Source organism: Pseudomonas sp. 6D_7.1_Bac1, assembly GCF_025465945.1.
GTDB lineage: Bacteria > Pseudomonadota > Gammaproteobacteria > Pseudomonadales > Pseudomonadaceae > Aquipseudomonas.
This window is the reverse complement of the sequence record NZ_JANLNW010000002.1, coordinates 1-24,763: the sequence shown is the minus strand read 5'-3', so window position 1 is coordinate 24,763 and position 24,763 is coordinate 1. Positions and strand designations below refer to the sequence as shown.

Sequence of the window (24,763 nt, the reverse complement as noted above, 5' to 3'; positions counted from 1 at the left end):
ACCTTGAAGACACTCTCATCGGATCAGCATGGCCTGGGCGCCCTTGACGACATTGGCGTCGTCGGTACGCGGCGGGATCTGTAAGCCACGCTGCACCGCAGGACGCGCCTCCATTGCGGCCATCCAGCGTTGCAAGCCGGGTAAACCTTCCACCGAAACGCCGGACCATTCATGGCCACGGACCCACGGGTAAGTGGCAATGTCAGCGATGCTGTACTCATCAGCGAGAAACTCGACGGTTTCCAGTCGCGTGTTGAGCACTTCATACAAACGTCGGGTTTCATGCTGATAGCGGTCGATGGCGCCCTGAAGCTTTTCCGGGAAATACCGGAAAAACACGTTGGCCTGACCCTGCATCGGGCCAATACCGCCCATCTGGAACATCAGCCACTGGATCGCTACCGAGCGCCCTTTCGGGTCTTTGGGCAGCAGTTTCCCGCTCAGCTCAGCCAGGTAGATGAGAATCGCGCCGGATTCGAACACGGCGAAATCACCGTTGGCACGGTCGACAATCGCCGGGATCCGGCCATTGGGATTGATCTTGAGAAAGGCTGGGGCCTTTTGTTCCTTCTTGTCGAAACTCAAGGCATGCACCGTATAGGGCATGCCGAGTTCCTCGAGCACGATAGAGACTTTGTGGCCATTCGGGGTCGCAGCGGTGTAGAGATCGATCATGGTTGTCTCCCATTTCAACCCGCCCAGCCTCGACAGTTGCCCGCTGCAAGTCAAGGAACGGCGAAGAACCGATTGAAACAGTCTGCAACAAGGGCGGCGCCGGGCTCGTCATTCAGGTGCAAATGATGGCCGCCGGGCAGCTGTTCACGGCTAAAGGGTAGACGCTCCAGCAATTCTGGATGCTTGGCGAGCATGCCATCAGCGGCAACCACCAATTGCGCAGGACAACTGACGCGCTGAACGAAGGACATCGCCTGCTCATCTGTCAGACGCAGCGGAGACGCCAGCGTCAAGCGACTGTCGGTCCGCCAGGTGTAGCCACCCGGCACTGGCATCAAACCACGCCGGGCGAGTAATTCGGCGGCTTCACGACTGACCGCGACCAGGCCTTTCATGCGCGCTTCGATGGCCCGGTCCAGGGTGTTGTAGACCGGTTTGCGCTTTTCTTGCAGGTCCAACTGCGCTTGCAGGGCCATGCCCATGCGTTCGGCGGCGTTGTCATGAGTCGCGGTGGGTGGAATCACCCCGTCAATCAGCGCCAGGTGCGTCACCCGCTCGGGCATCGATCCGGCCAACACCACGGAAACGATCGCCCCCATGGAGTGGCCCAACAGCGCAAAACGCTTCCAGCCCAACTGCTCGGCGACTTGCAGTACGTCATGCGCGTAATCCCACAGCGCATAACCGGCGCCCAACGGCCGATGCCCGGAGTGCCCGTGGCCGGCCATGTCCAGCGCGATAATTCGCAAGCCTTCGAGCTTGGGGGCCAGGCGCGCAAAGCTGTTGGCGTTGTCGAGCCAACCGTGCAAGGCAATGACCGGCAGGCCGTCTTCGGGGCCAAACAAGTGCGCGGCCAACTCGATGTGCGGCAGACTCAGGCGCACTTCTTCGACGCCGCTCATGCGCAACTCCGTTCGCCGCGCCCTTCCCAACGGCTGAACAGGTTTTTCAGCAACGTCGCGGTGTCTTGCGGGCGTTCGAGGGGAAACATGTGACCGCCGGGCATTGTCAGCGACTCGCCTTGCGGCATACGCCCCACGAAACTTGCGTGATGGCGCATCACCACCCGACTCTGCCGGCCACGAACCACCGCCAGTGGCACTTTCAACTGACGAGGACGGCCGGGACTGGTGTGCGGAACGCCACGGTAGATGCTGATCTCGGTGGCGGGATCGAAGCGCAAGCGCAAGCGATCACCGACCTTGTGCAGACCGTGTTGCAAGTAGGCATCGAAACATTCCGGATCGAAGCCGCGAAACAGGGTTTTACCGGCAAAGTAGCTGCGCGCCGATTCCAGATCGGCAAACTCCTCGCGACGACCCAAGGTGCGGCCGGCGGGGGTCAAGCGATCGATAAAGCCAAAACGCTTGGCGGCGCGGATAACCCATTGATCAGGGCGGGTCAGCACGGGTGAATCCAGCATCACTACGCCGCGATACAGCTGCGGGCAACGCAGGGCCGCGTGCAGGTGCAAGACGCCACCAAAGGAATGACCAACGCCCCACACCGGTTCAGGTTGCAGCTTAAGGTGATGGATCAGTTCATCCACCAGGTTGTGCCAGTTATCGTCGGCGGGGAACCGTGGGTCATGGGCGTGCTGCTGCAGATGCGCGACCTGGTACTCCGGCGCCAGCGCGGCAAACAACTTGCCGTAAGTGCCTGAAGGAAAGCCATTGGCGTGGGCGAAAAAAATCTGCTGCGACATAACGGCGCGTCCATAAACGAAATCAAGCGTTGATTGTCCGTAAGACGCAGTCCTACAGCAATGACCGTAACTGCCAGGAATGATGACAGTCAGGCCACGGCTATGGGCAATTCAGGATCGAGTACGCTGTTGTGGCGAGGGAGCTTGCTCCCGTTCGGCGGCGCAGCCGTCGAAAATATGACAGATGCGGTGTTACAGGTTTTGGGGTCGCTACGCGACCCAGCGGGAGCAAGCTCCCTCGCCACAACAAGCCCCCTCGCCACAGAAGCAGATCATTCGTGCCGTTAGCGAGCCGGCGGGTTTTCGCCCAACGGCACCACTGCCATGGTCAACCGTGACACGCAACTGGCCTTGCCCTCGTCGCTGCTCAAGCGGATATCCCAGACGTGGGTGGTGCGACCGATGTGTATCGGCCTGGCCACCGCCGTCACGCGTCCGCTGCGCAGGCCGCGCAAGTGGTTGGCGTTGATTTCCAGGCCTACGCAATAAAATTTGCTGGTGTCGATGCACAGGAAACTGGCCATGGAGCCGACGGATTCAGCCAGGACCACCGAGGCGCCGCCATGCAGCAAACCGTAGGGCTGATGGGTGCGATGGTCGACGACCATACTGGCGGTCAGCGATTCGTCATCAAACGCCTCGAAGCGAATATCCAGCACTTCGCCGATGGTATTTTTCTGAATCGCGTTTAACTGTTCAATGTTGGGGACGGTACGCCACAGACTCATCGCTGCATCCTTCGTTGGTTTTATTTCAGGTCAATCCTGCCACAGCACGGCTTCGTTGCGCGCGCTCCACTCTTCGAACCGTGCGCCATACGCCGCTTCGATCACGTTGCGCTTGATCTTCAAGGTCGGCGTGAGGAAGCCGTTTTCCACCGCCCAGCTGTCCTTGACTACCACCAGTTGGCGCAGGCGTTCGTGTTTGTCGAGGGCGCCGTTAACCTCTTCGAGCAAGCTTTCCAGGCTCGATTGCAAGGCATTGCGCGCCACGCTGGCGGCGTCCTGCAAACCCACCGCCGAGAGCACGCAAAGCCCCAGCGGCGCACTCAGACCGTCGCCGACCACACACACCTGCTCAATACGTGAATGCACCGCCAGGCGGTTTTCAATCGGTGCCGGTGCCACGTATTTGCCCTTGCTGGTCTTGAAGATTTCCTTGAGCCGCCCGGTCAGGCGCAAATAGCCTTCGGCGTCTTGTTCACCCTTGTCGCCGGTGCGCAGAAAGCCGTCCTCGGTGATCGTCTCAGCGGTTTTCTGCGGCTCCTTGAAATAGCCGAGCATGGTCGCGCCGCTGCGCACCAGCACTTCACCCGAGTCCTCGATCCGCACCTCCACCTCCGGGCACGGCTTGCCGATCCAGCCGGGCTTGTTCTGGCCCGGCAGGCAAATATGGGAATAACCGCAACTTTCGGTCATGCCGTAGACCTCAAGCACATCCAGCCCAAGGCGTTTGTACCAGTGCAGCAAGGCCTGCGGCACAGGGGCGGCTCCCGACAGCGCGATGCGCAAGGCATCCAGCCCCAGGCCCGCGAGCACCTTGCGCCCGACCCATTTTCCGATGATGGGCACACCAAGGAGGCAGTCCAGGCGCTTTGGCGCAATCTTGCGGTACACGCCCATCTGGAACTTGGTCCAGATCCGTGGCACACCGAACAGCGCCGTCGGCCGGGCGCGCTGTAAATCGGTGAGAAAGGTATCGAGGCTTTCGGCAAAAAATACGGTTTGCCCGGTATAGATCGCCGCCAGTTCGACGAACATCCGCTCGGCGACGTGGCACAGCGGCAGGTACGACAACAGCCGGTCCGACTCATTGAGACCAAACAACTGCGTGCCGTGAGTGGCGGCAAAACCCAGGTTGCCGAAGCTGTGCATCACGCCTTTTGGTAGACCGGTGGTTCCGGAGGTGTAAATAATCGTCGCCAACTGGTCCGCACCGGGTGTTGGATCGTCCTGAATCGGTGAGCTGCGTTGCAGGTCGGCCCAGCTGAAGTCGAACTCACCCACCGGGCACAACGGCAGGCTGATGGTGGTCAGATCGGCTCTGACGCCTGCGGACATGCCCGGCCAATCGTCCAGCTTGCCGATGAACACCAGCGCCGCGTCGGAATGTTCGAGCACCTGGGCCACCGAGTCGGCCGTCAGGTTGGGGTACAACGGAATGGAGACATGCCCCGCCATCCAGATCGCCAGGTCGGCAATGATCCAGTGCGCGCAATTTTTCGAGATCAGTGCAATGTGGCTGCCTGGAGGCAGCTCCCGAGCGCGTAGCCAGTGAGCGGCGCACCGCGCCTGATGGCCGACATCGGCCCAGGTCAGCGTCTCGACCTGGCCACCGCCAATCGGCTGGACCAGAAAACGCTGGCGGGGATGGCGAGCTTCACGCTCGTAGAACACTTGCAGCGGCAAACGAAAAGCGGCGGACATGCGATGCGCTCCCTTTTGTTCGGTATGGCGGCAAGCGTAGCCCAACCAAGCGGTTGCTTGGTTGAGTATTTGTCACAAACAAATCAAGAGAACAACACGATCGCTCTGTGGCGAGGGAGCTTGCTCCCGTTGGGTCGCGCAGCGGCCCTAAAACCGGTACCTCGGTTTTTCAGGGCGCTTTTTACGACTGCTTCGCAGCCAAGCGGGAGCAAGCTCCCTCGCCACATCAAGCGTCATCGCCACATTGATCGTGCGCTACGGGTTCTTGACGCTATTGAGCGTCATACCCCCGGCCAACGGCAAATCAGCCTCAAGCTCGGCCAGACTGGCGGTGTTCATCGGCTGCGGCGCACGTAAATGACCGTGCTGCAAGAAGCCAATCAGGTTGCCTACCAGTGGGTTATGGCTGACCAGCAGGATGTTCTCCGCCGAGTCGAGTTGATCCACGACAGTCAGCGGGTTGTTGTCTGGCGCCAGCCACGGCACCGTGCGAATCTCTGGTTCAAAGCCCAACGCTTCGCGCACCAGTTGCGCGGTCTGCTGCGCCCGCACATACGGGCTGGCGACGATCGCCTGAATCGGCTGGCCGATCAGCTGCGCGGCACTGCGCAGCACTTCTTCGCGCCCCTGCTGGGTCAATTCCCGTTCGGCGTCGCTACGGGCGTGAGACTCGGCTTGACCGTGACGCAACACCCAGACTTTCATAGCTTCGGCTCCTCATCACGGGTCGGATGCGGCGCAGGCGGTACGGCGTGCGGGGCCTCGCCTTCCGGTGTCCGCGGGGTTGGCCAATCGGCGAATGGCCAAGGTTTCTGATCGCTGTGAAAGCTGCCGAAGCGACCGATCTGCGCCAGGAACTGGCTGAGGCTGTCACCGAAGTTCATCAGGCCTGCGTTGGGTGCGCCGTAGATCAACCGATAGATGAGTTGCACCAGCACCACCGCGCCAAGGATAAATTGCGCGACTTGCCAGACCAGCACATAAACCAGCATCCACAGCACGCGCAGCAGAATGGATTCGTACTTGGCTTCTACTTTTGGATCGTTCATGTCTCGCTCCCTGCCTCTGTAGATAGAGTGTTCAGTTGAAACCGCTGGTGGAGATAAAGTCGACATCGGTTTTCGGCTCGCCACGCATCAACAGTTCAATAACCTGATTAAGCGTGCGCCCTTCAAACAGAATCGCATGCAAACCGGCGACCAACGGCATGTAAACCCCGACTTCCTGCGCCTTGGCCTTCAGCACTTTGAGGGTGTTGACGCCTTCGGCAACCTCGCCAAGACTGGTCACCGCGTCTTCCAGGCTCAAGCCCTGACCCAGGGCAAAACCGACCTGATAGTTGCGGCTTTTCGGTGACGAGCAGGTGACGATCAGGTCGCCCACCCCGGCCAACCCGAGGAAGGTCATCGGGTTGGCGCCCTGATTCACCGCGAAGCGGGTCATTTCCGCCAACGCCCGGGTGATCAGCATGCTCTTGGTGTTTTCGCCCATGCCCAACGCCACCGCCATGCCGGCGATGATCGCGTAGACGTTTTTCAGTGCCCCACCCAGTTCCACGCCATAACGGTCGGCACTGGCGTACACGCGAAAGGTCCGACCGTGCAACGCAGCCTGAACCCGTTGGCAGAGTTCTTCGTCTTCACTGGCGACCACCGTGGCCGTCAGCGCATGTTCGGCCACTTCACGGGCCAGGTTCGGCCCGGAAAGTACGCCGATGCGCGCTTGTGGGGCGATTTCCTGAAGAATTTCGCTCATCAGCTTGAAGGTGTGAGCTTCGATGCCCTTGGTCAGGCTCACCAGCAACTTGCCACTCAGGCGCTCGGCATACGGCACCAGCACCGAACGCAGGGCGTTGGAGGGCAGCGCGACGAAACACAGGTCGCATGCATTCAGGGTGGCCAGCAAGTCGGTGACCGGCGCCACCGCTGGGTGAACCTTGATGCCCTTGAGGTAGCGTGGATTCTCGCGGTTGACCCGAATGGCCTCGGCCTGCTCGGGATCTCGCATCCACAGCCGGACCTGATGACCGTTCTCGGCCAGCAGATTAGCCACGGCGGTACCAAAACTTCCGCCTCCCAGGACCGCAATCGGGCGCTGTTCAGTCATATGCAATCCGTTAATCCATACCAATGGCGATAGCCGCATTATACGGGGCGGTCCAGCGTCGGCCAGCCCCTGTGTCAATTACCGACACCTGTAGGAAGCAGACCAACAAAACCAGGGAAAATGCCGGCATCGTGACTGGAAAACTCAAACAGCTCGGTTAACATGCGCGGCAAATAACCGCTATCAAGGCTGCACTGTGTCTGTTGGCCCTCCTCCCCACCTTCGCTCTTCGCTGGTTCTGGCGCTGGTGCTCTGCGACCCGCTATTGGCCGATGATCTGTTCCTCGACAACCCGCCATTGCCACAAGTGCTGACCGCCACCCGACTGAAACAGTCACCGGCCGCCGTGCCCGGCAGCATGACGGTGATCGACAGCGAACTGATCAAGGCCAGCGGTGCCCGGGACATCAGCCAATTGCTGCGGCTGGTACCGGGGATGATGGTCGGTAACATCAGCGGCAACCAGGCAGCGGTGAACTATCACGGCACCAACGCCAGCGAAGCACGGCGCATGCAAGTGTTGATCGACGGTCGTTCGGTGTACCGCGCCGGCCTTGCGACCGTGGACTGGAGCGACATTCCGGTGGCCATGGAGGACATCGAGCGCATCGAGGTGTTCCGTGGCCCGAACACCGTCAGCTATGGCGCCAACGCGCTGATGGCGGTGGTCAATATCATCACCCGCGCGCCGGCCAACAGCCATGGCACTCGGGTGAAAGTCACCCGCGGTGAACGCGGTATCAACGACTGGTACGCCAGCCAGGGCAGCGGATGGGAAACCGGCGACCTGCGCTTGTCGCTGTCCGGCCAGGAAGACGATGGTTTCGACTCGAATCGCCAGGGTGCGGATTACCGCGACAGTCGCCGCTTGAACCGCTTCAACCTGTCCGTCAGCCAGACGCTCAACGAGCAGCAAAGCATCGATTGGCAACTGAATGCCAAGGACGGTACCAACCAGCGGCCTTATACCTACCGTCCGGTGTTTTCCGGAATTACCTCGGCGGGCGACAACTCTGACGTAATTGCCGAGGATTACGCCGGTTCGTTACGCTGGAACCTGGAGATCAACCCGGATCACAGCCTCTACGTCCAGGGTTCGGCGCAGCACTGGGATCGCCAGCAGAACTGGCGCGCCTGCGACGCCGAAGTGTCCTTCAGCCCGGAACTCACTAACCTCTGGCAGCTCAACCCCAACTATGCCGAGCGACTGGCGCGGCACATGGAAAGCTATACCGGCACAGGTGCTCCGCACGGCACACCCGCCGAACAGGCGCTGGCCAATCAGGTGCTCGATCAATGGAAAGGTGGCGCCAAACGCACGGTCTGCGGCGACATCGACCAGAGCGCCCGAGAGTCGCGTTACGACCTGGAACTGCAGGACACCCTGAGCCTGTCCGACAGTCTGCGGCTGGTCAGTGGCCTGAACTATCGATACGACCGGGCCGACTCCGAGACGTACTTCAACGGCACCCTCGACGACACCATCTGGCGGTTGTTCGGTCAACTGGAGTGGCGCGCCACCGAGCACTGGTTGTTGCAAGGCGGTGCGATGTACGAAAAACCCCAATTGGTCGGCGACTCGCTCACCCCACGGGTAGCGATCAATTACCTGATCAACCCGCGCCACGGTCTGCGTGCGGTGTATTCGCAGGCCACCCGCTCACCCGACATGTTCGAAAACAACGTCAACTGGAGCTACCAGGTGACCAACCTCAGGCCCGATGCCTACGGTCAGTCCAGCGCCCGTTACTTCGTCAGGACTCGTGGCCCCGGCAACCTCGATCAAGAACACATGCGCTCGCGGGAACTGGGGTATAACGGCTTCTTCGCTGACCTTGGGCTGAGCGTCGACGTGAAACTGTTCTACGACGAAATCACCAGCATGATCAGCGAGCCGCTGCGCAATAATCAGTACATTGCCAGCAACGCCAACGCCTCACGTTTCAGCGGCACGGAAACCCAGGTTGACTGGCGAGTCAGCGCCGCTGACCGGCTGCGCCTGACCTACGCCTATGTCGATGCCGAGGCCAGCAACCCTCAGGATGCACTATTCACCGCGCGCAACAGCGGCTCGGCCGGTTGGCTGCGCGATTGGGGCAACGGCTGGAATAGCGCGCTGTTCTACTACGGTGACGACGCACTCAATGGCTACCGCTTCGAACGTGTCGATACACGCATCGCCAAACGTATTGCGCTGGGCAAGGCCAACCTCGAACTGGCCGGCATCCTGCAACAACGCCTCGACAACCAGCCGACCACCTACATCGACAACCACTATGACTCGCGCCACGTGCTCTACTTCAGCGCAGAGTTAGAGTTCTGACATGGGCCACAGCCAGACTTGCACCCTCTCCCCCCGACGCCGCCGGCCTTGGGTTTGGGGATTCTTGCTTGTCTGTCTGGGCAGCTTGCCCGCGCACGCTGCCGATGTGTTGCTGACCGGCGCCGAAGACAGCCCCGGCGTGCAAGCCTTCACCCGCGCGCTGGCCAAACAGCGGCCCGCAGACACGGTGCGCTTCACACGCCTTGCCGACCTCCCCGCGCCGTCCCGGCTACCCAACGCAACCCGACTGATCCTGCTCGACCTGCCGAGCCTGGACTGGCGTCTGCAAGACAACCAGGGACCTGCGACCCTGGTGTTGCGCATCAGCCGCCTGCAAGCCTATCAGCGCTTGGGCAATGCCCTGCCCCTGCGTCTGAGCCTGCTGTGGAGTGATCCACCGCTGAGCCGCCAACTTCGACTGACCCAGGCCCTGCTGCCACAAGCGCGACGAGTCGGCGTGCTGTACGGGATGAACAGTGAATTTCTGCTCAAGGAACTGCACCACACCGCACACCGGTTGGGGCTGGAAATCGTCGCCGAACGTTGGGACAACACCAATGACAGCCGGCCTCTGCAAGCGCTGCTGAAAAACAGCGACGTATTGCTGGGGCTCGACGACCCCGACCTGTACAACCCGAAAACCGCCAAGAATCTGCTGCTCAGCAGCTATGGCCGACAGCTTGCGTTGATCGGTCCCAACGCAGGCTTTGTCAAAGCCGGCAGCCTGGCCAGCACCTACAGCGATCAGAGCGATTGGCTGGCCATTCTTAATGACTTGCTTGACCGCTCGCCGGCCAGTTGGCCGCGCGACCTCTATCCGCAACGCTTCAAAGTGTTAAGTAACCCGCAAGTCGCTCGCTCCCTGGGCATCGAACAGATTGACCCCGCGGCTGTTGCAACACAGTTGGCCGAAGGAGAAAACCGACCATGACCTTCCGTCGCCATTGGGGTATCAATACCCGTACCCAGATCATCAGCCTCGGCCCGGCACTGCTGCTGACCTTGCTACTGATCAGCTTCTTTACCGTCGTGCGAATCCAGGACTTGCGCCAGGAGCTCAACCACACCGGCCAACTGATCGCCAATCAACTGGCCCCGGCCACCGAGTACGGCGTTATCTCCGGCAACAATGAGGTGCTCGAAAGTCTGATGAAGGCGTCTCTGACGACGCCGCATGTGCGTTTCCTGGAGGTACAGGACAACGCCAACAAGGTGCTGGTGTACGTCGAACAGCCCTCGGAAAACCGCCAACGCTCGCAACAGGTCGAAGAGTTTCAGGCGCCTGTGCGCTTGCAACGGATCCAGCTCAACGACGACTTTTTGCAGGGCCCTCCATCGGCCGGCGGGGCCTCCGAAGACTATCTGGGCCGGGTAATCGTCGGCATGTCCAACGATGCCTTCAGCCAGCGACAACAGGAAATCCTGCTCAAGGCCGCGATCCTCGCACTGTTTGCCCTGCTCTTTACCTTCCTGCTGGCCCGGCGCCTGGCCGCCAGCCTGTCTGAGCCCATCAGCGCCATGGGCAATGCAGTGAAGGCGATTCAGCAAGGCGATTTCACAACACCGCTGCCGATCGTCGACGATGCTGAGTTGGGCAACCTGTCGCGCCACATCAACAACCTCGCCGATGGTCTCGAACTCGCCAGTCGCGAGCAACATCAGGCCATGGCGCAACTGATCCAGACCCGCGAGGAAGCGGAAAAGGCCAACAGCGCCAAGTCCGACTTCCTGGCGATGATGAGCCACGAGTTGCGCACGCCGATGAATGGCGTGCTGGGCATGCTGCAACTGCTCGAAACCACCGACATGACCGAGGAGCAGATCGAGTACGCCGCGCTGGCGTCGGAGTCCACCGAGCACTTGCTCAAAGTCATCAACGACATTCTCGACTTCTCGCGCATTGAACGCTCGGCCCTGGAACTGGAGCACATCCCGTTCAACCTTACCGAGCTGATCAACAGCTGCGCCCAGGCTTTCCAGCACAGTGCGGTGCAACGTGGTCTGAGCCTGGAACTGCAAATCCCCGATGGCATGCAGGCCCTGCAAGTCCAGGGCGACCCGACACGGATCCGGCAGATCCTGGTCAACCTGATCGGCAATGCCCTGAAGTTCACCGAGAAAGGCCGGGTGACGATCGAGGCGCAGTGGCAATCGCTGGACCACGAACTGCTGTGGTTCACCTGCACTGTGCGCGACAGCGGGATTGGCATTTCGGTGCAAAGCCTGGAGCTGATGTTCGACGCGTTCAGGCAGGCCGATTGCTCGATCTCCCGACGCTACGGCGGCACCGGCCTGGGCCTGCCGATTGCCCGCACACTGGCCGAACGGATGGGCGGCACACTGCGCGCCCAGAGCGAAGAAGGCCGAGGCTCGGTGTTTACCCTGGAAATTCCGCTGGCGCTGTCCAGGCAGACGCCGCCGACCCTGGCACCGCGCACGCCTGCCGGCAACGACCACGGCGAAGGGCGCAATGTGCTGCTGGTGGAAGACAACCCGGTGAATCAGACTGTCATCGAAGCGATGCTGCGCAGCCTGGGCTTTACTGTCAGCGTCGCCACCGACGGCGCACAGGCGGTGCGCAGCGCCGAGAGCCTGATTTTCGAGGCGATTCTGATGGATTGCCGGCTGCCGGTCATCGACGGTTACGAAGCCACCCGGCAGATCCGTCAACTGCCCGGCTGCGCCGATCTACCGATTATCGCCCTGACGGCCAACGCGTTGCAGGGTGATCGCGAGGCCTGCCTGTCGGCAGGGATGAACGACTATCTGGCCAAGCCTTTCAAACGCACTGATCTGCAACAGATTCTGCAGCGTTGGGTACGCTAGGGTCTGTTGATGGTTAGTGGCGAGCTGCCACCAACCGTCAACAGACCCTGGTACAGAGTGATCGACCATCTGCGACTGGCGTGAAAGGCGAAAGTGCGGCAGTCTTAGTCACCTAACAAGCCCGAATTTGCGCTTGAATAATAATTTCAGTGCACAAGTGTACATTCATGTCCTTTGTGCTGTGACTTTCACCACAACGCAATAGTCTATGAGTAGGCTGCCGGTTCGGGACATGAATGTTTCGATCGGCCGGAAGATTTGCCCCACCTGCCGCATGGGATTATTGAGGAGCTCGCATGACCAAACAAAACGCCTTTACCCGGGAAGACCTGCTGCGCTGCAGTCGCGGTGAGCTGTTCGGCCCTGGTAACGCGCAACTGCCCGCCCCGAACATGCTGATGGTGGATCGCATCACTCATATCAGCGAAGAGGGTGGCAAGTACGGCAAAGGTGAATTGGTCGCCGAGCTGGATATCACTCCGGACCTGTGGTTCTTCGCCTGCCATTTCGAAGGTGACCCGGTGATGCCAGGCTGCCTGGGCCTTGACGCCATGTGGCAGCTGGTCGGTTTCTTCCTCGGCTGGCAAGGCCTGCCGGGCCGCGGCCGCGCCCTGGGTTCGGGCGAAGTGAAATTCTTCGGCCAGGTTCTGCCGACTGCCAAAAAAGTGACCTATAACATCCAGATCAAGCGCGTCCTGAAGGGCAAGCTGAACCTCGCCATCGCCGATGGTTCGGTCAGCGTTGACGGCCGCGAGATCTACACCGCCGAAGGCCTTCGGGTCGGCGTATTCACCTCCACTGACAACTTCTAAGGGTTATCCGCATGCGCCGCGTCGTTATCACTGGTCTGGGCATCGTTTCGTGCCTGGGCAATGACAAAGAGACCGTCTCCGCTAACCTGCGTGCAAGCCGCCCTGGCATCCGGTTCAACCCGGAATATGCCGAAATGGGTCTGCGTAGCCAGGTTTCCGGCTCCATTGACCTGCCACTCGAAGAGTTGATCGATCGCAAGATCTATCGCTTCGTCGGCCACGCGGCGGCTTACGCCTACCTGGCCATGAAAGACGCCATCACTGACTCCGGCCTGACCGACGAGCAGGTTTCCAACCCGCGTACCGGCCTGATCGCCGGCTCCGGTGGCGCGTCGACCCTGAACCAAATGGAAGCGCTGGATATCCTGCGCGAAAAAGGCGTCAAGCGCGTCGGCCCATACCGTGTTACGCGGACCATGAGCAGCACGGTTTCCGCTTGCCTGGCCACACCGTTCAAGATCAAGGGCCTGAACTACTCCATCGCGTCTGCCTGCGCCACCAGTGCTCACTGCATCGGTACCGCCATGGAACAGATCCAGATGGGCAAGCAGGACATCGTGTTCGCCGGCGGCGGTGAAGAGGAGCATTGGAGCCAATCGTTCCTGTTCGACGCCATGGGCGCACTGTCCAGCCAGTACAACGAGACGCCGGAAAAAGCTTCCCGTGCCTACGACGCCAAGCGTGACGGTTTTGTCATCGCCGGCGGTGGCGGCATGGTCGTGGTCGAAGAGCTGGAACACGCTCTGGCCCGTGGCGCGAAGATCTATGCGGAAATCGTCGGCTACGGCGCGACCTCCGACGGCTACGACATGGTCGCTCCTAGCGGCGAAGGCGCCATCCGCTGCATGCAGATGGCCATGTCCACCGTCGACACGCCGATCGACTACCTGAATACCCACGGCACTTCGACTCCGGTCGGCGACGTCGCGGAAATGAAAGGTGTGCGTGAAGTCTTCGGCGACAAGGCTCCGGCCATCAGCTCCACCAAGAGCCTGTCGGGTCACTCCCTGGGCGCCGCCGGCGTTCACGAAGCGATCTACTGCATGCTGATGATGGAAGGCAACTTCATGGCAGGTTCTGCCAACATCGACGAACTGGACCCGGAAGTGGCTGACATGCCAATCCTGACCAAGACTCGCGAAGACGCCACCATCAACACTGTGATGAGCAACAGCTTCGGCTTCGGCGGCACCAATGCCACCCTGGTCCTGAAGCGCTGGCAGGGCAAGTAAGCCCCGCCGCTTCGCTGCACATGAAAACGCCCCGACTGGTTCGGGGCGTTTTTTATTGGGCGATCAATAATCCCGTGGCGAGGGAGCTTGCTCCCTCACCACAAAAATCAACTACACCGAAAACTGCGCCACCATGGCATTCAGGTCCACCGCCAATCGCGACAACTCCTGACTCGCCGCACTGGTCTGATTGGCCCCGGCCGAGGTCTGCAACGCCAGATCGCGGATGTTCATCAGGTTACGGTCCACTTCCCGCGCCACCACTGCCTGCTGTTCCGACGCACTGGCGATCACCAGATTGCGCTCGTTGATCAGGGCAAACGCCGACGCAATCTCTTCCAGCGCCGTACCCGCAGCCTTGGCCACTTCCAGGGTCGAGCGCGCGCGGGTGTTGCTCTGTTGCATCGAGCTGACCGCCTGATCGGTACCCTGCTGGATACCGCCAATCATCTGCTCGATTTCCCGGGTCGATTGCTGCGTCCGGTGGGCCAATGCCCGCACCTCATCGGCAACCACCGCAAAACCACGCCCGGCACTCCCGGCCCGCGCCGCTTCGATGGCTGCGTTGAGGGCCAGCAGATTGGTTTGCTCAGCGATCGAACGAATCACATCCAGCACCTTGCTGATGCCATAGACCTTCTGCGCCAGGTCCTCGACCTGCTCCGCATTCGCGGTCACGTCATCGGCCAGTGACTCGATGGATATCACCGTCTGATGCACCTGCTCACGGCCATGCCGAGCGATCCGGTCAGACTCGCGTGATGCCTCGGACGTGGCCACCGCATTGCTTGCCACCTCCTCTACGGCGGCCGTCATCTGATTCACCGCCGTTGCAGCCTGCTCGATTTCCAGACTCTGCTGATGCAAGCCTCGGGTGGCGTCTTCCGTCACGCAACTGAGCTCTTCCGAAGCCGAGGCCAGTTGGCTTGAAGAGTCGGAGATTCGCCGGATGGTCTCGCGCAGGTTGTGTTGCATACTCTTGAGGGCGTGCAGCAGGCGCGCCGGCTCATCCTTGCCACTGATGCTGATATCGCCCGTCAGATCGCCACCCGCGACCACCTCAGCGACTTTCAACGACTGGGCCAGCGGCAGCACAATGCTGCGCGTCAGCAACAATGCCAGGCCAATGGTGATTAACGCAGTCACCGCGATCATGCCAATCACCCAGGTCCGGGCAGTGTTGAAAACCGCCCGCCCCAGGTCCGTCGCGAGGTTGGCATTCAAATGATTGAATTCAACCAGTTGGTGCAAAGTGGCCGAGAGTTCATCAGCGATCTGACTCATGCCACCATTGACGATGGTCAAGGCCTCATCGACCCGGTTTTGCGCCGAAAACGCCATCAACTGCTCCTGGTATCCCAGGTACATTTTCTCGTTGATCTTGAAGCGGTCAAACAGGACCCGCTCTTCTGGCAGTACGATCAGCTTGTCATAGCGGTCCTGAGCAGCCATCAGGTCACGCTTGAGCTCATTGAGTTTGCTTTCATTGCGGGCCAGCACCTGGGGATCGCGATTGATCACCAAGCGCAGAGTCAAGGCACGAATACGCAACAAATCCTGATTCATATCACCGACCGCCATCACGCTGGGCAGCCAGTTGTTGTCGACCTCGTCGGACTGCTGGCGCATGTTCGACATCTGCATCAGGGCAAAACCGCCCAGACAGAACACCATCAACGCCAGCACACCAAAACCCAAGCCTGCGCGCGGCGCGATATTGAGACTTCTGATACTCATCCTCTGGCTCCTTCCAAAAGTGCTGCATCAACCCTGCAGCTGGCTGCATAAGAAGGTATCGGCCCGGAGAAATTTTGCGTAAGACGAAAACGTGATATCAAAACGCCCAAGCACTTCGATGCCTGGGCACAAACGATTCAGCAAACGGTAAAACGCTGCTGAGTCAGCAAACGATCACCCTGAATCGCCGAATGCTCTATAACTGCAAGGTCTTTATCTGACGTTCACTCTTTCTTACTGCCCAGGAGGTTTGTCATGACCATTACCGTCAATACCGAATCCAGCGAAGGTTTTCGTCACAGCATCCAGATCGACGACCATCAACTCTTCGCCGATGTGCCCAAAGCCTTCGGCGGCGAAGGTTCCGCGCCAGAGCCCCACGATTACTTCGATGCTGCGCTGGGGGCCTGCAAGGCACTGACCCTCAAGCTCTACGCACAAAAGAAAGAAATCCCGCTGACCGGCGTCACGGTCGAGGTCAAACACGACAACAGCCAGGAGCAGAAAGGCAAATACGCCCTGCATGTCAAACTCACCCTCAAAGGCGTGCTCACCGACGCCCAGCGTGAAGAGCTGCACCGCGTGGCCGATCGTTGCCCGATTCACAAGCTGATGACCACCAGCGAAGTGACCATCGAAACCCACCTGTCCGAAGGCGCCTTCAGCCAATAGCGGCAAGCATCGGCTGTGCGGGTTATGCTCAGCGGCATCACTCGTACAGCCTGGAATGCACCATGAACAGTCCGCTCGTGATCCGCCCACGCACCGAAGATGTCGAAGGCCAACCGATCCTGCGCCCGCTGCCATCGGCCCAATGCCGCAGCGTCGGGCCTTTCGTGTTTTTCGACCACATGCTCGAAACCCGCTATCCGGCGGGCCGTGGCATGAACATTCGCCAGCATCCGCATATTGGCCTGTCCACCCTCACCTACCTGTTCGAAGGCGAACTCCAACACAAGGACAGCCTGGGTTCTGACCAGATTGTGAAACCGGGTGACGTCAGCTGGATGACCGCAGGCAGTGCGATTGCTCACGTCGAGCGCACACCAGAAGCGCTGTGGGATACCGATTTCAAGATGCACGGCCTGCAAATCTGGCTGGCCTCACCCAAAGAGCACGAACAAGGTCCGGGCCATTACAGCCATTACCCGGCCGCCAGCCTGCCGGTCAGCGAAAACCTCGGCGTGAAGATCAGGATGATTGCCGGCAAAGGCTTCTGTCTGGAGTCACCGGTGCCGGTGCTTTCTCCTACGCTGTACGCAGAGCTTGAGCTGAAAACGGCGACGACGTTGCTGATTCCCAGCGAGCATGAAGAGCGCGCGCTCTACGTGCTGGACGGTGATGCCCAACTCAATGGCGAGCCCGTAGAACCGCACTCGCTGGTGGTGCTGCCTGCCGGGGAAGAAATGGACCTGTTCGCCGAAAGCGATTGCCATGCCATGCTGTTCGGCGGCGCGCCAATGGACGGACCGCGGCGGATCAACTGGAACTTCGTCGCCAGCGATCCGGCGGTGATCGATGAGGCACGCAGGCGCTGGGCGGCCAGGGATTGGCCGACTGTACCGGGGGAAAGTGAGCGGATCGAGTTGCCTTAAGATTTCCTGTGTCCGTTACGCCGCCATCGCGAGCAGGCTCGCTCCCACATTGGATTGGCGTCGTTCGCAAATCCTGCGCCCGACTGGGTCAATTGTGGGAGCGAGCCTGCTCGCGATGAGGCCAGCCCTGACACCTACGGCGCCAGGGCTAGAAACAACACTCAGCCGTTGAACACTTCTTCCAGCAAGTTGTGCATCGACACAAAGGCCCGCCTGGCGGTCTTAGCGTCGTACATCATCATGCCCGGCACATTGGCGTGTGGATCGGTGAAGGAATGCACGGCGCCGCCGTAGCTCAGCAATTGCCAGTCCACACCCGCTGCATTCATCTCAGCCTCGAACGCTGGCGGTTGCTCTTTCGCGACCAGTGGATCGGAAGCACCGTGCAGCACCAGCACCGAGCCTTTGATGTTTTTTGCATCGGCAGGATTCGGTGTGTCCAGCGTGCCGTGGAACGACACAGCAGCCTTGAGTGGCGCCCCAGTACGGGCCAGCTCCAGAGCACAGCAACCACCGAAGCAGAAACCAAACGTCGCCAGTTTCGACGTGTCGACCGCTGCTTCAGCCTGACCCTGCAAGGCAGTGAAGGCCGCCTGCATGCGCTTGCGCAACAAGGCACGGTCATTTTTCAGCGGCATCATCGCCGCGCCCGCCTCGTCAGCGTTTTGCGGGCGAACCGACTGCCCATACAGGTCAGCGATCAACACCACATAACCTTTGGCGGCAACCTCCTGGGCAATCTTCTCGGCACCAGCACTGACGCCCATCCAGTTCGGCGCCATCAGCAAGCCCGGACGTGAACCTGTTTGACTGGCATCGAACGCCAGACGACCTTCGTAAGACTGACCATCAAGCTGATAAACCACGGAACGCACAGTGACTTGGCTCATGACTAACTCCCGTAAAGAAACGCCAGAATGAAAAAACCCGCCGAAGCGGGTTTTTCTTTAACGCGATTAAACCGACAGTTCAACCAGCAGCTTGTTCAGGCGGCGCACATAGGCGGCCGGGTCTTTCAAGCTGTCGCCGGCGGCCAGGGCTGCCTGATCGAAGAGGATGTGCGACAGGTCGCCAAAACGCTCTTCGCTCTGCTCACCGTCGAGTTTTTCGATCAGCGGGTGAGCCGGGTTGAATTCGAAGATCGGCTTGGAATCCGGAACCTTCTGACCGCTGGCTTCCAGGATCTGACGCATCTGCATGCCAAGATCCTGCTCGCCGATGGCCAGAATCGCCGGGGAGTCGGTCAGACGGTGGGAAACCCGCACTTCGCTGACTGTTTCACCCAGCGCCGTCTTGATCCGCTCAACCAGGCCCTCTTTGCTCTTGGCGACTTCTTCTGCGGCTTTCTTGTCCTCTGCCGAGTCCAGGTTGCCCAGGTCCAGGTCACCGCGTGCCACGTCGACAAAGCTCTTGCCGTCGAAGTCGCTGAGGTAGCTCATCAGCCACTCATCGATACGGTCGGTCAGCAGCAGCACTTCGATGCCTTTCTTGCGGAAGACTTCCAGGTGCGGGCTGTTCTTGACCTGCGCGTAAGTTTCGCCGGTCAGGTAGTAAATCTTGTCCTGACCTTCCTTGGCGCGAGCCAGGTATTCGGCCAGCGCGACCACTTGCTCGCCTTCTTCGCCCTGGGTGGAGGCGAAGCGCAGCAGGCCAGCGATTTTCTCTTTGTTGGCGAAATCCTCAGCCGGGCCTTCTTTCATGACCTGACCGAAGTTTTTCCAGAAGCCCTTGTATTGCTCAGGCTCGTTCTTCGCCAGTTTTTCCAGCATGTCCAGAACGCGCTTGGTCAGCGCCGACTTCATCGAATCGATGATCGGGTCTTTCTGCAGGATTTCCCGCGACACGTTCAGCGACAGGTCGTTGGAGTCGACCACACCCTTGATGAAGCGCAGGTACAGCGGCAGGAACGACTCAGCCTGGTCCATGACGAATACACGCTGCACGTACAGCTTCAGGCCACGCGGCGCTTCACGTTGGTACAGGTCGAACGGAGCACGGGCCGGCACGTAAAGCAGCGAGTTGTACTCCAGCTTGCCTTCGACCTTATTGTGGCTCCAGCTCAATGGGTTCTCGAAATCGTGAGCGATGTGCTTGTAGAACTCCTGGTATTCCTCGTCTTTTACTTCAGTACGCGGACGGGTCCACAGCGCGCTGGCGCGGTTGACGGTTTCCCATTCAACGGCGGGAGCCTCTTCACCTTCGGCAGCCGTCACTTCTTTCGGTAGCTCAATCGGCAGAGCGATGTGGTCGGAGTACTTCTTGATGATGTTGCGCAGACGCCAGCCATCGGCGAACTCGTCTTCAGCGGACTTCAGGTGCAGGACGATGCGCGTACCGCGGTCTTCCTTATCGACGGTGGCGACGTCGAATTCGCCTTCGCCTTTGGACGACCAGTGCACGCCTTCGCTGGCAGCGAGGCCGGCACGGCGGCTGAATACGTCAACTTTATCGGCGACGATGAATGCAGAGTAGAAACCCACGCCGAACTGACCGATCAGGTGCGAATCTTTCTTCTGATCGCCGGACAGGTGCTTCATGAAATCGGCAGTGCCGGATTTGGCGATGGTGCCCAGGTGGGTCACGACATCGTCACGGCTCATGCCGATACCGTTGTCTTCGAGGGTGACGGTTTTAGCGTCCTTGTCGAAGCTGACACGGATTTTCAGTTCGGCGCCACCTTCCAGCAACTCAGGCTTGGACAGGGCTTCGAAACGTAATTTGTCGACAGCGTCGGAGGCGTTGGAGATCAGTTCGCGAAGGAAAATTTCCTTGTTGGAATACAGCGAATGGATCATCAGGTGCAGCAGTTGCTTCACCTCGGTCTGGAAGCCCAGGGTTTCCTTTTGAGTTTCCACGCTCATGGTCATCAAACTCCGATTGGATGGCAGTGGCCGCACCCTGAAGGGGGGTGGCGGCGGGATGTCATCAAAGTTGGGGGCTATGACGGGGATTTCAAGGGCTGGGGGTCTCTTCAATCTTGAAATGCGCACGCGCCGTGGCAATCGGCTCGGCTTGAGTGCTCTGCCACGCGGTTATCGCAACGTTGGCGACCCGGCGCCCCTGACGGCATACCTGGCACTTGGCATAGGTGTCGCGAAACTGCCCGGCGCGCAGGTAGTCGAGGGAGAAGTCGATGATCTTCGGCACACCAGGGGAACCGGTGAAGATCAGCAAATGCAGGGCCGCCGCCAGCTCCATGAACCCGGCAATCACCCCGCCATGAATCGCTGGCAACAAAGGGTTACCAATATTGTCCTTGTTCGCCGGCAGACGAAAAAGCAGCTCATCGCCCAGACGCGAGCACTCGACGCCGATCAGCTTGGCGTAGGGAATCAGGTGCAGCAGCGATGCGTAATCCCCACGCTCGTGGGCCTGCTGCAACTGCTCTTTGAAGTTGTCAGTCATTTCGTACCACCATTGATGACGCCACCAAAACCTTTGGTGCCTTTGACACCCTTACCCATGCGCATGAAGGTCCCGACCACATGGGCGATCGGCTGCTGCGGGTCGTCCTGGTAGGCAAACCCGCGCGTGAAGATCACATCGGTCGTCACCCGGTAACACTGGGCGAAGCCATGCACATCTTTATGGGGCTCGGCCGGGTGCATGTAGTCGATACGCAGATCCAGGGTCGGACACACCTCGAACTCCGGCAAAACGCACAGTGTGGCCATGCCGCACGCGGTGTCCATCAACGAGGTGATGGCGCCACCATGAATCACACCGGTTTGCGGATTGCCAACGATCTGCGGGCTGTACGGCAAAGTGATCGTCAGCCCGTCGTTACTGGCGCTGTGCACGCGCAACCCGAGTACCTGGCAGTGCCGCAGCGCCGATAAAAACCGCGTCGCGCGCTCAAAAATGGGGTTGTCGGTCATTCGATAAAGGCTCTTTTTAGTGTCGTTGCATAGCAGTAGAGAGACTAAGAAAAAGTTCCTACAGATAAATCTTATATATCTGTAGGAAACATGGAACTAAATCCATGGTGGTGTGCTCGAAAGGGCAAGTAGATATTTCCATAAGGAGAAACACCCCATGCGTAAGACTTTAGCTATTGCCTTGATGTTGACCGCTTCCCTCGGCATTGCTGCCTGCGGTAAAAAACCCGAGGACAAAGCTCAAGATGCTACCCAACCAGCTGCACAAGCCCAGCAAAAAATGAGCGAAGCTCAGGATAAAGTGAACGACGCTGCGAAAGAAGCCGCCGATGCTGCCAAAGCTCAGGTTGATTCGACCAAAGCAGCCGCTGATCAAGCAGCTCCTAAAACCAACTAATCGGTTTTAGCGCTACAAAAGTAAAGCCCGCCAAGTGCGGGCTTTACTTTGCGCGTCGATAAAACGTTAGAGCAATACTGTGCGCAAGATTGGGCTAACCATCAGCAACAGCGAACAGACCAAGCTGATAAACCACACCAGACTTCGTTGCCAGGCCAAGTCTGCCCAATAACACAGCAAGTAGATCACCCGGGCAATCACAAAGATGATGGCCAGCCAGTCGACCAGCCACCCCGCCGTTTGCGTGGTGTGCGCCATCAACACCCCGACCGCAAACAATATGAAAGCCTCGAAACTGTTCTGATGCGCAGCCAGTGCGCGAGCGCCGAAGCCTGTGAGCTGCGCTTGCTGCGCGCGTGGCAGGTGATTGTTATAACCGCCCTGCTCTTTCATGGCCTTGGCCACCGGCATTCGGGCGACGAAAATCAGCACGGCACTGATAAACACGCACCAGAACGGGATACTCATCAACTCATCTCCTTGATCGCTTCAGGCAATGGCGCCTCCGTAGGGGTATAGACCATTACGTCCAATACGTCGGAATGAAACTCGCGGCGATACAACACCAACACCACACCTGCACTCATCAACATGAACAACCACGGGCTGACGAACCAGACAAGCATGCTCATGCCGAAGTAATAAGAGCGCAGGCCGAAGTTGAACTGGTTGGCCGCCATCGAGATCACCCGCGCAGCGCGCGAAGCGAACGCCTTGCGCTCCTGCTCGGAAACATGGCGTTCACCGATCATTGGCGCCGAGCCAATCAGGATCGCGGCGAAGTTGTATTGGCGCATACACCAACTGAAGGTGAAGAACGCGTAAACGAACACCAGTGCCAGGCACAGTAATTTGATCTCTGACATACCCTGGGAAGCCTGTTGGACCATGGGTATGTCCGCCAGCAGCGACACCGCCCGTTCAGAGGCTCCCAATACCGTGAGAATACCGGCCAGGATAATCAGCGTGCTCGAGGCGAAGAATGACGCGTTGCGTTCCAGGTTGCCGATCACACTGGCGTCGGCGATGCGGTTATCGCGCAACAGCATGCGACGCATCCAGTCTTCGCGGTAAAGGTGCAACACACTGGCCAGGCACGCGGTGTCGCGGCCCTTCCAGCTGGCGTAACGGGTGTATCCGCCCCAGCAGATGACGAACCAGAGCGCAGCGAGAATGTGGATCAGGTTGGTGTGGATGAACGACATGCAGGTCCTTGTGATGTGTATACGGAGTACCGAATCCCTGTGGGAGCGAGCCTGCTCGCGATAGCGGTAGCTCAGTCAACATCTCTGCTGAATGCGAAGCCCCCATCGCGAGCAGGCTCGCTCCCACATTGGGTTTTGCAATGCTTCGACGTTAGCGCAAGGAAAAAGACACTGCACAGCGCCCATAAAAAATGCCCCGTATCGATTGATACGGGGCATTTCTATTGTTGCTCAAGACCCGCTTGTGGCGGGCCTTGAAGCATTAAGCCAGGGCTTCGCCGCGCTTGCCCAGCAAACGGTCGCACGCGAATGCAACAACCAGGGTAAAGACGCATGGCACCAGCCATGCCAGACCTTGTTCGGCCAGCGGCAAGTGCGCCAACTGAGCCGGCATCCAGTCCGCCATACCCGCGCCCTTGAGCGCGTCGATCATGCCGAACAGGAACGACACCAGCATCACCGGGCCAACAATACGGCCCTGCTCAAGCCAGAAGTCCTTGCAGAAGCTCAGCGCCACCAGGACGATGCAGGGAGGGTAGATTGCGGTCAGTACCGGGATCGAGAACGCGATCAGCTTGGTCAGCCCCAGGTTCGACACCAGCAGCGAGAACGCCGCCAGGATGATCACCAGCGTCTTGTAGGACAGTGGCAGCACGCGGCTGAAGTACTCGGCGCAAGCGCAGGTCAGACCGACTGCCGTCACCAGGCAGGCCAGGGAGATCAGCACCGCAAGGAAACCGCTGCCCAGAGAACCGAAGGTGTGTTGCACATAAGCGTGCAATACCGCTGCGCCGTTGGTAGCACCGACCGCCACTTCATGGCTGCCCGAACCCAGGCGGAACAGGCTCACGTACACCAGTGCCAGACCGACGCCGGCAATCAGCCCGGCGATGATCGCGTACCGGGTGATCAAGGCTGGAGACTCGACACCGCGGGAACGAATGGCGTTGACGATAACGATACCGAACACCAGCGCACCGAGGGTATCCATGGTCAAGTAACCATTGATGAAACCCTGGGAGAACGGTGCTGCGACGTACTCAGGCGTTGCTGTGCCGATGTCGCCCGCCGGCAAGGCGAATGCGGCGATGCCGAGCACGGCCAGTGCGATGATCTTCAGTGGCGCAAGGAAACGGCCAACGGTGTCCAGCAGACGGCCCGGGTACAGCGAAATGAAGAACACCAGCAGGAAGTACACCGAGCTGTAGAGAAACAGCGCCAACGGGCTTTCGCCAGTCAGCGGCGCCAGGCCCACTTCGAAGGACACCGTTGCGGTACGCGGAGTGGCGAACAGCGGACCCACAGCGAGGTAGCACGCCGCTGCCAGCAGTCCACCGGCGATTTTACCGATCGGACTGCTCAAGGCGTCCATGGCGCCACCGACCTTGGCCAGCGCAACAACGGTGATCACCGGCAGACCGACTGCGGTGATCAGAAAGCCCAGCGCCGCCATCCAGACATTAGGCCCGGACTGCAAGCCGACGATAGGCGGGAAGATGATGTTGCCAGCCCCGACGAACAGGGCAAACGTCATAAAACCAAGTGCCAGGATGTCCTGGCCTTTCAACACTTTCATTAAGGAAATACCACACTACTGAATCGGAATTTAGAGAGGGATTTCCCTTATGGGTGAGGGAAATGCTGCCGGTCCGTATAGGACTGACCCGTTTAGCGCGCAGCGTCCTTGTGGGCAGCAAACGCAAAATGGCGGCTAGCGTAACGAATTTGCGCGACAAACGCACTGTTACGGGGCGAAGTATCCGATACGCGACATTTCAGTGTCGCGTTTGCATATCTAAATTTCACACTAACCACCGTGGGGGGGGGGGGGGGGGGGGGGGGGGGG

The 24,763-nt window shown here is 59.6% G+C and carries 24 protein-coding genes and 1 pseudogene; 8 read left to right on the top strand and 17 right to left on the bottom strand.

Going from position 1 to position 24,763, the window contains the following annotated elements; all coding sequences use genetic code 11:
* Positions 1-15: 15 nt before the first annotated feature.
* The 8 genes from NTD87_RS00420 to NTD87_RS00385 all read right to left on the bottom strand — a co-directional run bounded on the left by NTD87_RS00420 (position 16) and on the right by NTD87_RS00385 (position 6,912).
* A complete protein-coding gene (locus NTD87_RS00420) occupies positions 16-675 on the bottom strand; it encodes a glutathione S-transferase family protein (RefSeq protein WP_262111101.1) in 660 nt (219 codons plus the stop codon).
* 50 nt (positions 676-725) lie between these two features.
* The gene (locus NTD87_RS00415) at positions 726-1,577 is read right to left on the bottom strand and encodes an alpha/beta hydrolase (protein ID WP_262111099.1); all 852 of its coding nucleotides are present in this window, start codon (positions 1,575-1,577) and stop codon (positions 726-728) included.
* Positions 1,574-2,380: an alpha/beta fold hydrolase gene (locus NTD87_RS00410; protein ID WP_262111098.1), complete on the bottom strand. Its 807-nt coding sequence runs from the start codon at positions 2,378-2,380 to the stop codon at positions 1,574-1,576. The genes NTD87_RS00415 and NTD87_RS00410 overlap by 4 nt, the downstream gene beginning before the upstream one ends.
* A gap of 284 nt (positions 2,381-2,664) precedes the next feature.
* Positions 2,665-3,108 carry a hotdog fold thioesterase gene (locus NTD87_RS00405; RefSeq protein WP_262111097.1) on the bottom strand — a complete coding sequence of 148 codons (444 nt, stop codon included), beginning with the start codon at positions 3,106-3,108 and terminating at the stop codon, positions 2,665-2,667.
* Positions 3,109-3,138: 30 nt separating this feature from the next.
* Complete coding sequence (locus NTD87_RS00400) at positions 3,139-4,806, bottom strand: AMP-binding protein (protein WP_262111096.1); 1,668 nt, start codon at positions 4,804-4,806, stop codon at positions 3,139-3,141.
* Positions 4,807-5,061: 255 nt separating this feature from the next.
* Positions 5,062-5,511: a phosphohistidine phosphatase SixA gene (sixA, locus tag NTD87_RS00395; protein WP_262111095.1), complete on the bottom strand. Its 450-nt coding sequence runs from the start codon at positions 5,509-5,511 to the stop codon at positions 5,062-5,064.
* Positions 5,508-5,855: a DUF4389 domain-containing protein gene (locus NTD87_RS00390; protein WP_262111094.1), complete on the bottom strand. Its 348-nt coding sequence runs from the start codon at positions 5,853-5,855 to the stop codon at positions 5,508-5,510. Before NTD87_RS00390 ends, sixA begins: the two co-directional genes overlap by 4 nt.
* A gap of 31 nt (positions 5,856-5,886) precedes the next feature.
* The gene (locus tag NTD87_RS00385; protein WP_262111092.1) at positions 5,887-6,912 is read right to left on the bottom strand and encodes an NAD(P)H-dependent glycerol-3-phosphate dehydrogenase; all 1,026 of its coding nucleotides are present in this window, start codon (positions 6,910-6,912) and stop codon (positions 5,887-5,889) included.
* A 196-nt stretch (positions 6,913-7,108) separates the two neighbouring features.
* On the opposite strand from NTD87_RS00385, the gene NTD87_RS00380 reads away from it, so the two are divergent.
* From NTD87_RS00380 to fabB, 5 genes are all read left to right on the top strand, one after another.
* Positions 7,109-9,235 (top strand): TonB-dependent receptor plug domain-containing protein, encoded by a 2,127-nt coding sequence (locus NTD87_RS00380; RefSeq protein ID WP_262111091.1) that lies wholly within the window; start codon positions 7,109-7,111, stop codon positions 9,233-9,235.
* Position 9,236: 1 nt separating this feature from the next.
* Entirely contained in the window at positions 9,237-10,166 is a 930-nt protein-coding gene (locus tag NTD87_RS00375) for an ABC transporter substrate-binding protein (protein ID WP_262111090.1), read from the top strand.
* The gene (locus NTD87_RS00370; protein WP_262111088.1) at positions 10,163-12,061 is read left to right on the top strand and encodes an ATP-binding protein; all 1,899 of its coding nucleotides are present in this window, start codon (positions 10,163-10,165) and stop codon (positions 12,059-12,061) included. The genes NTD87_RS00375 and NTD87_RS00370 overlap by 4 nt, the downstream gene beginning before the upstream one ends.
* 296 nt (positions 12,062-12,357) lie before the next feature.
* Positions 12,358-12,873, top strand: coding sequence for a 3-hydroxyacyl-[acyl-carrier-protein] dehydratase FabA (gene fabA / locus NTD87_RS00365; protein ID WP_010211704.1), 516 nt, complete (start codon positions 12,358-12,360; stop codon positions 12,871-12,873).
* 11 nt (positions 12,874-12,884) lie between these two features.
* Positions 12,885-14,105 carry a beta-ketoacyl-ACP synthase I gene (gene fabB / locus NTD87_RS00360; RefSeq protein ID WP_123423255.1) on the top strand — a complete coding sequence of 407 codons (1,221 nt, stop codon included), beginning with the start codon at positions 12,885-12,887 and terminating at the stop codon, positions 14,103-14,105.
* Positions 14,106-14,216: 111 nt separating this feature from the next.
* Here fabB and NTD87_RS27910 read toward each other — a convergent pair whose 3' ends face one another.
* Both NTD87_RS27910 and NTD87_RS27905 read right to left on the bottom strand, forming a co-directional pair.
* Positions 14,217-15,080 (bottom strand): methyl-accepting chemotaxis protein, encoded by an 864-nt coding sequence (locus NTD87_RS27910; protein WP_410017444.1) that lies wholly within the window; start codon positions 15,078-15,080, stop codon positions 14,217-14,219.
* Positions 15,072-15,842, bottom strand: a pseudogene (locus tag NTD87_RS27905) (MCP four helix bundle domain-containing protein); the annotation flags it as partial. The pseudogene NTD87_RS27905 and the gene NTD87_RS27910, both read right to left, overlap by 9 nt.
* 255 nt (positions 15,843-16,097) lie before the next feature.
* Here NTD87_RS27905 and NTD87_RS00350 point away from each other — a divergent pair.
* Together NTD87_RS00350 and NTD87_RS00345 are read left to right on the top strand one after the other, a co-directional pair.
* Positions 16,098-16,514 carry an OsmC family protein gene (locus tag NTD87_RS00350; protein ID WP_262111085.1) on the top strand — a complete coding sequence of 139 codons (417 nt, stop codon included), beginning with the start codon at positions 16,098-16,100 and terminating at the stop codon, positions 16,512-16,514.
* Positions 16,515-16,576: 62 nt separating this feature from the next.
* Positions 16,577-17,437 (top strand): pirin family protein, encoded by an 861-nt coding sequence (locus NTD87_RS00345; protein ID WP_262111084.1) that lies wholly within the window; start codon positions 16,577-16,579, stop codon positions 17,435-17,437.
* A gap of 161 nt (positions 17,438-17,598) precedes the next feature.
* Here NTD87_RS00345 and NTD87_RS00340 read toward each other — a convergent pair whose 3' ends face one another.
* From NTD87_RS00340 to NTD87_RS00325, 4 genes are all read right to left on the bottom strand, one after another.
* Positions 17,599-18,327 carry a dienelactone hydrolase family protein gene (locus NTD87_RS00340; protein WP_262111083.1) on the bottom strand — a complete coding sequence of 243 codons (729 nt, stop codon included), beginning with the start codon at positions 18,325-18,327 and terminating at the stop codon, positions 17,599-17,601.
* 66 nt (positions 18,328-18,393) lie between these two features.
* Positions 18,394-20,298 carry a molecular chaperone HtpG gene (gene htpG / locus NTD87_RS00335; RefSeq protein WP_262111082.1) on the bottom strand — a complete coding sequence of 635 codons (1,905 nt, stop codon included), beginning with the start codon at positions 20,296-20,298 and terminating at the stop codon, positions 18,394-18,396.
* 91 nt (positions 20,299-20,389) lie between these two features.
* The gene (locus NTD87_RS00330) at positions 20,390-20,842 is read right to left on the bottom strand and encodes a PaaI family thioesterase (RefSeq protein ID WP_145014802.1); all 453 of its coding nucleotides are present in this window, start codon (positions 20,840-20,842) and stop codon (positions 20,390-20,392) included.
* Complete coding sequence (locus NTD87_RS00325; RefSeq protein ID WP_262111081.1) at positions 20,839-21,315, bottom strand: PaaI family thioesterase; 477 nt, start codon at positions 21,313-21,315, stop codon at positions 20,839-20,841. The genes NTD87_RS00330 and NTD87_RS00325 overlap by 4 nt, the downstream gene beginning before the upstream one ends.
* Before the next feature lie 157 nt (positions 21,316-21,472).
* On the opposite strand from NTD87_RS00325, the gene NTD87_RS00320 reads away from it, so the two are divergent.
* Positions 21,473-21,712 (top strand): hypothetical protein, encoded by a 240-nt coding sequence (locus NTD87_RS00320; RefSeq protein ID WP_262111080.1) that lies wholly within the window; start codon positions 21,473-21,475, stop codon positions 21,710-21,712.
* A 66-nt stretch (positions 21,713-21,778) separates the two neighbouring features.
* Here NTD87_RS00320 and NTD87_RS00315 read toward each other — a convergent pair whose 3' ends face one another.
* The 3 genes from NTD87_RS00315 to brnQ all read right to left on the bottom strand — a co-directional run bounded on the left by NTD87_RS00315 (position 21,779) and on the right by brnQ (position 24,493).
* On the bottom strand, positions 21,779-22,180 hold the full coding sequence (locus tag NTD87_RS00315; RefSeq protein ID WP_262111079.1) for an MAPEG family protein: 402 nt from the start codon (positions 22,178-22,180) through the stop codon (positions 21,779-21,781).
* Positions 22,180-22,917: a DUF599 domain-containing protein gene (locus tag NTD87_RS00310; protein WP_262111078.1), complete on the bottom strand. Its 738-nt coding sequence runs from the start codon at positions 22,915-22,917 to the stop codon at positions 22,180-22,182. The genes NTD87_RS00315 and NTD87_RS00310 overlap by 1 nt, the downstream gene beginning before the upstream one ends.
* A 262-nt stretch (positions 22,918-23,179) precedes the next feature.
* Complete coding sequence (gene brnQ, locus NTD87_RS00305) at positions 23,180-24,493, bottom strand: branched-chain amino acid transport system II carrier protein (protein WP_262111077.1); 1,314 nt, start codon at positions 24,491-24,493, stop codon at positions 23,180-23,182.
* Between the last annotated feature and the right edge of the window lie 270 nt (positions 24,494-24,763).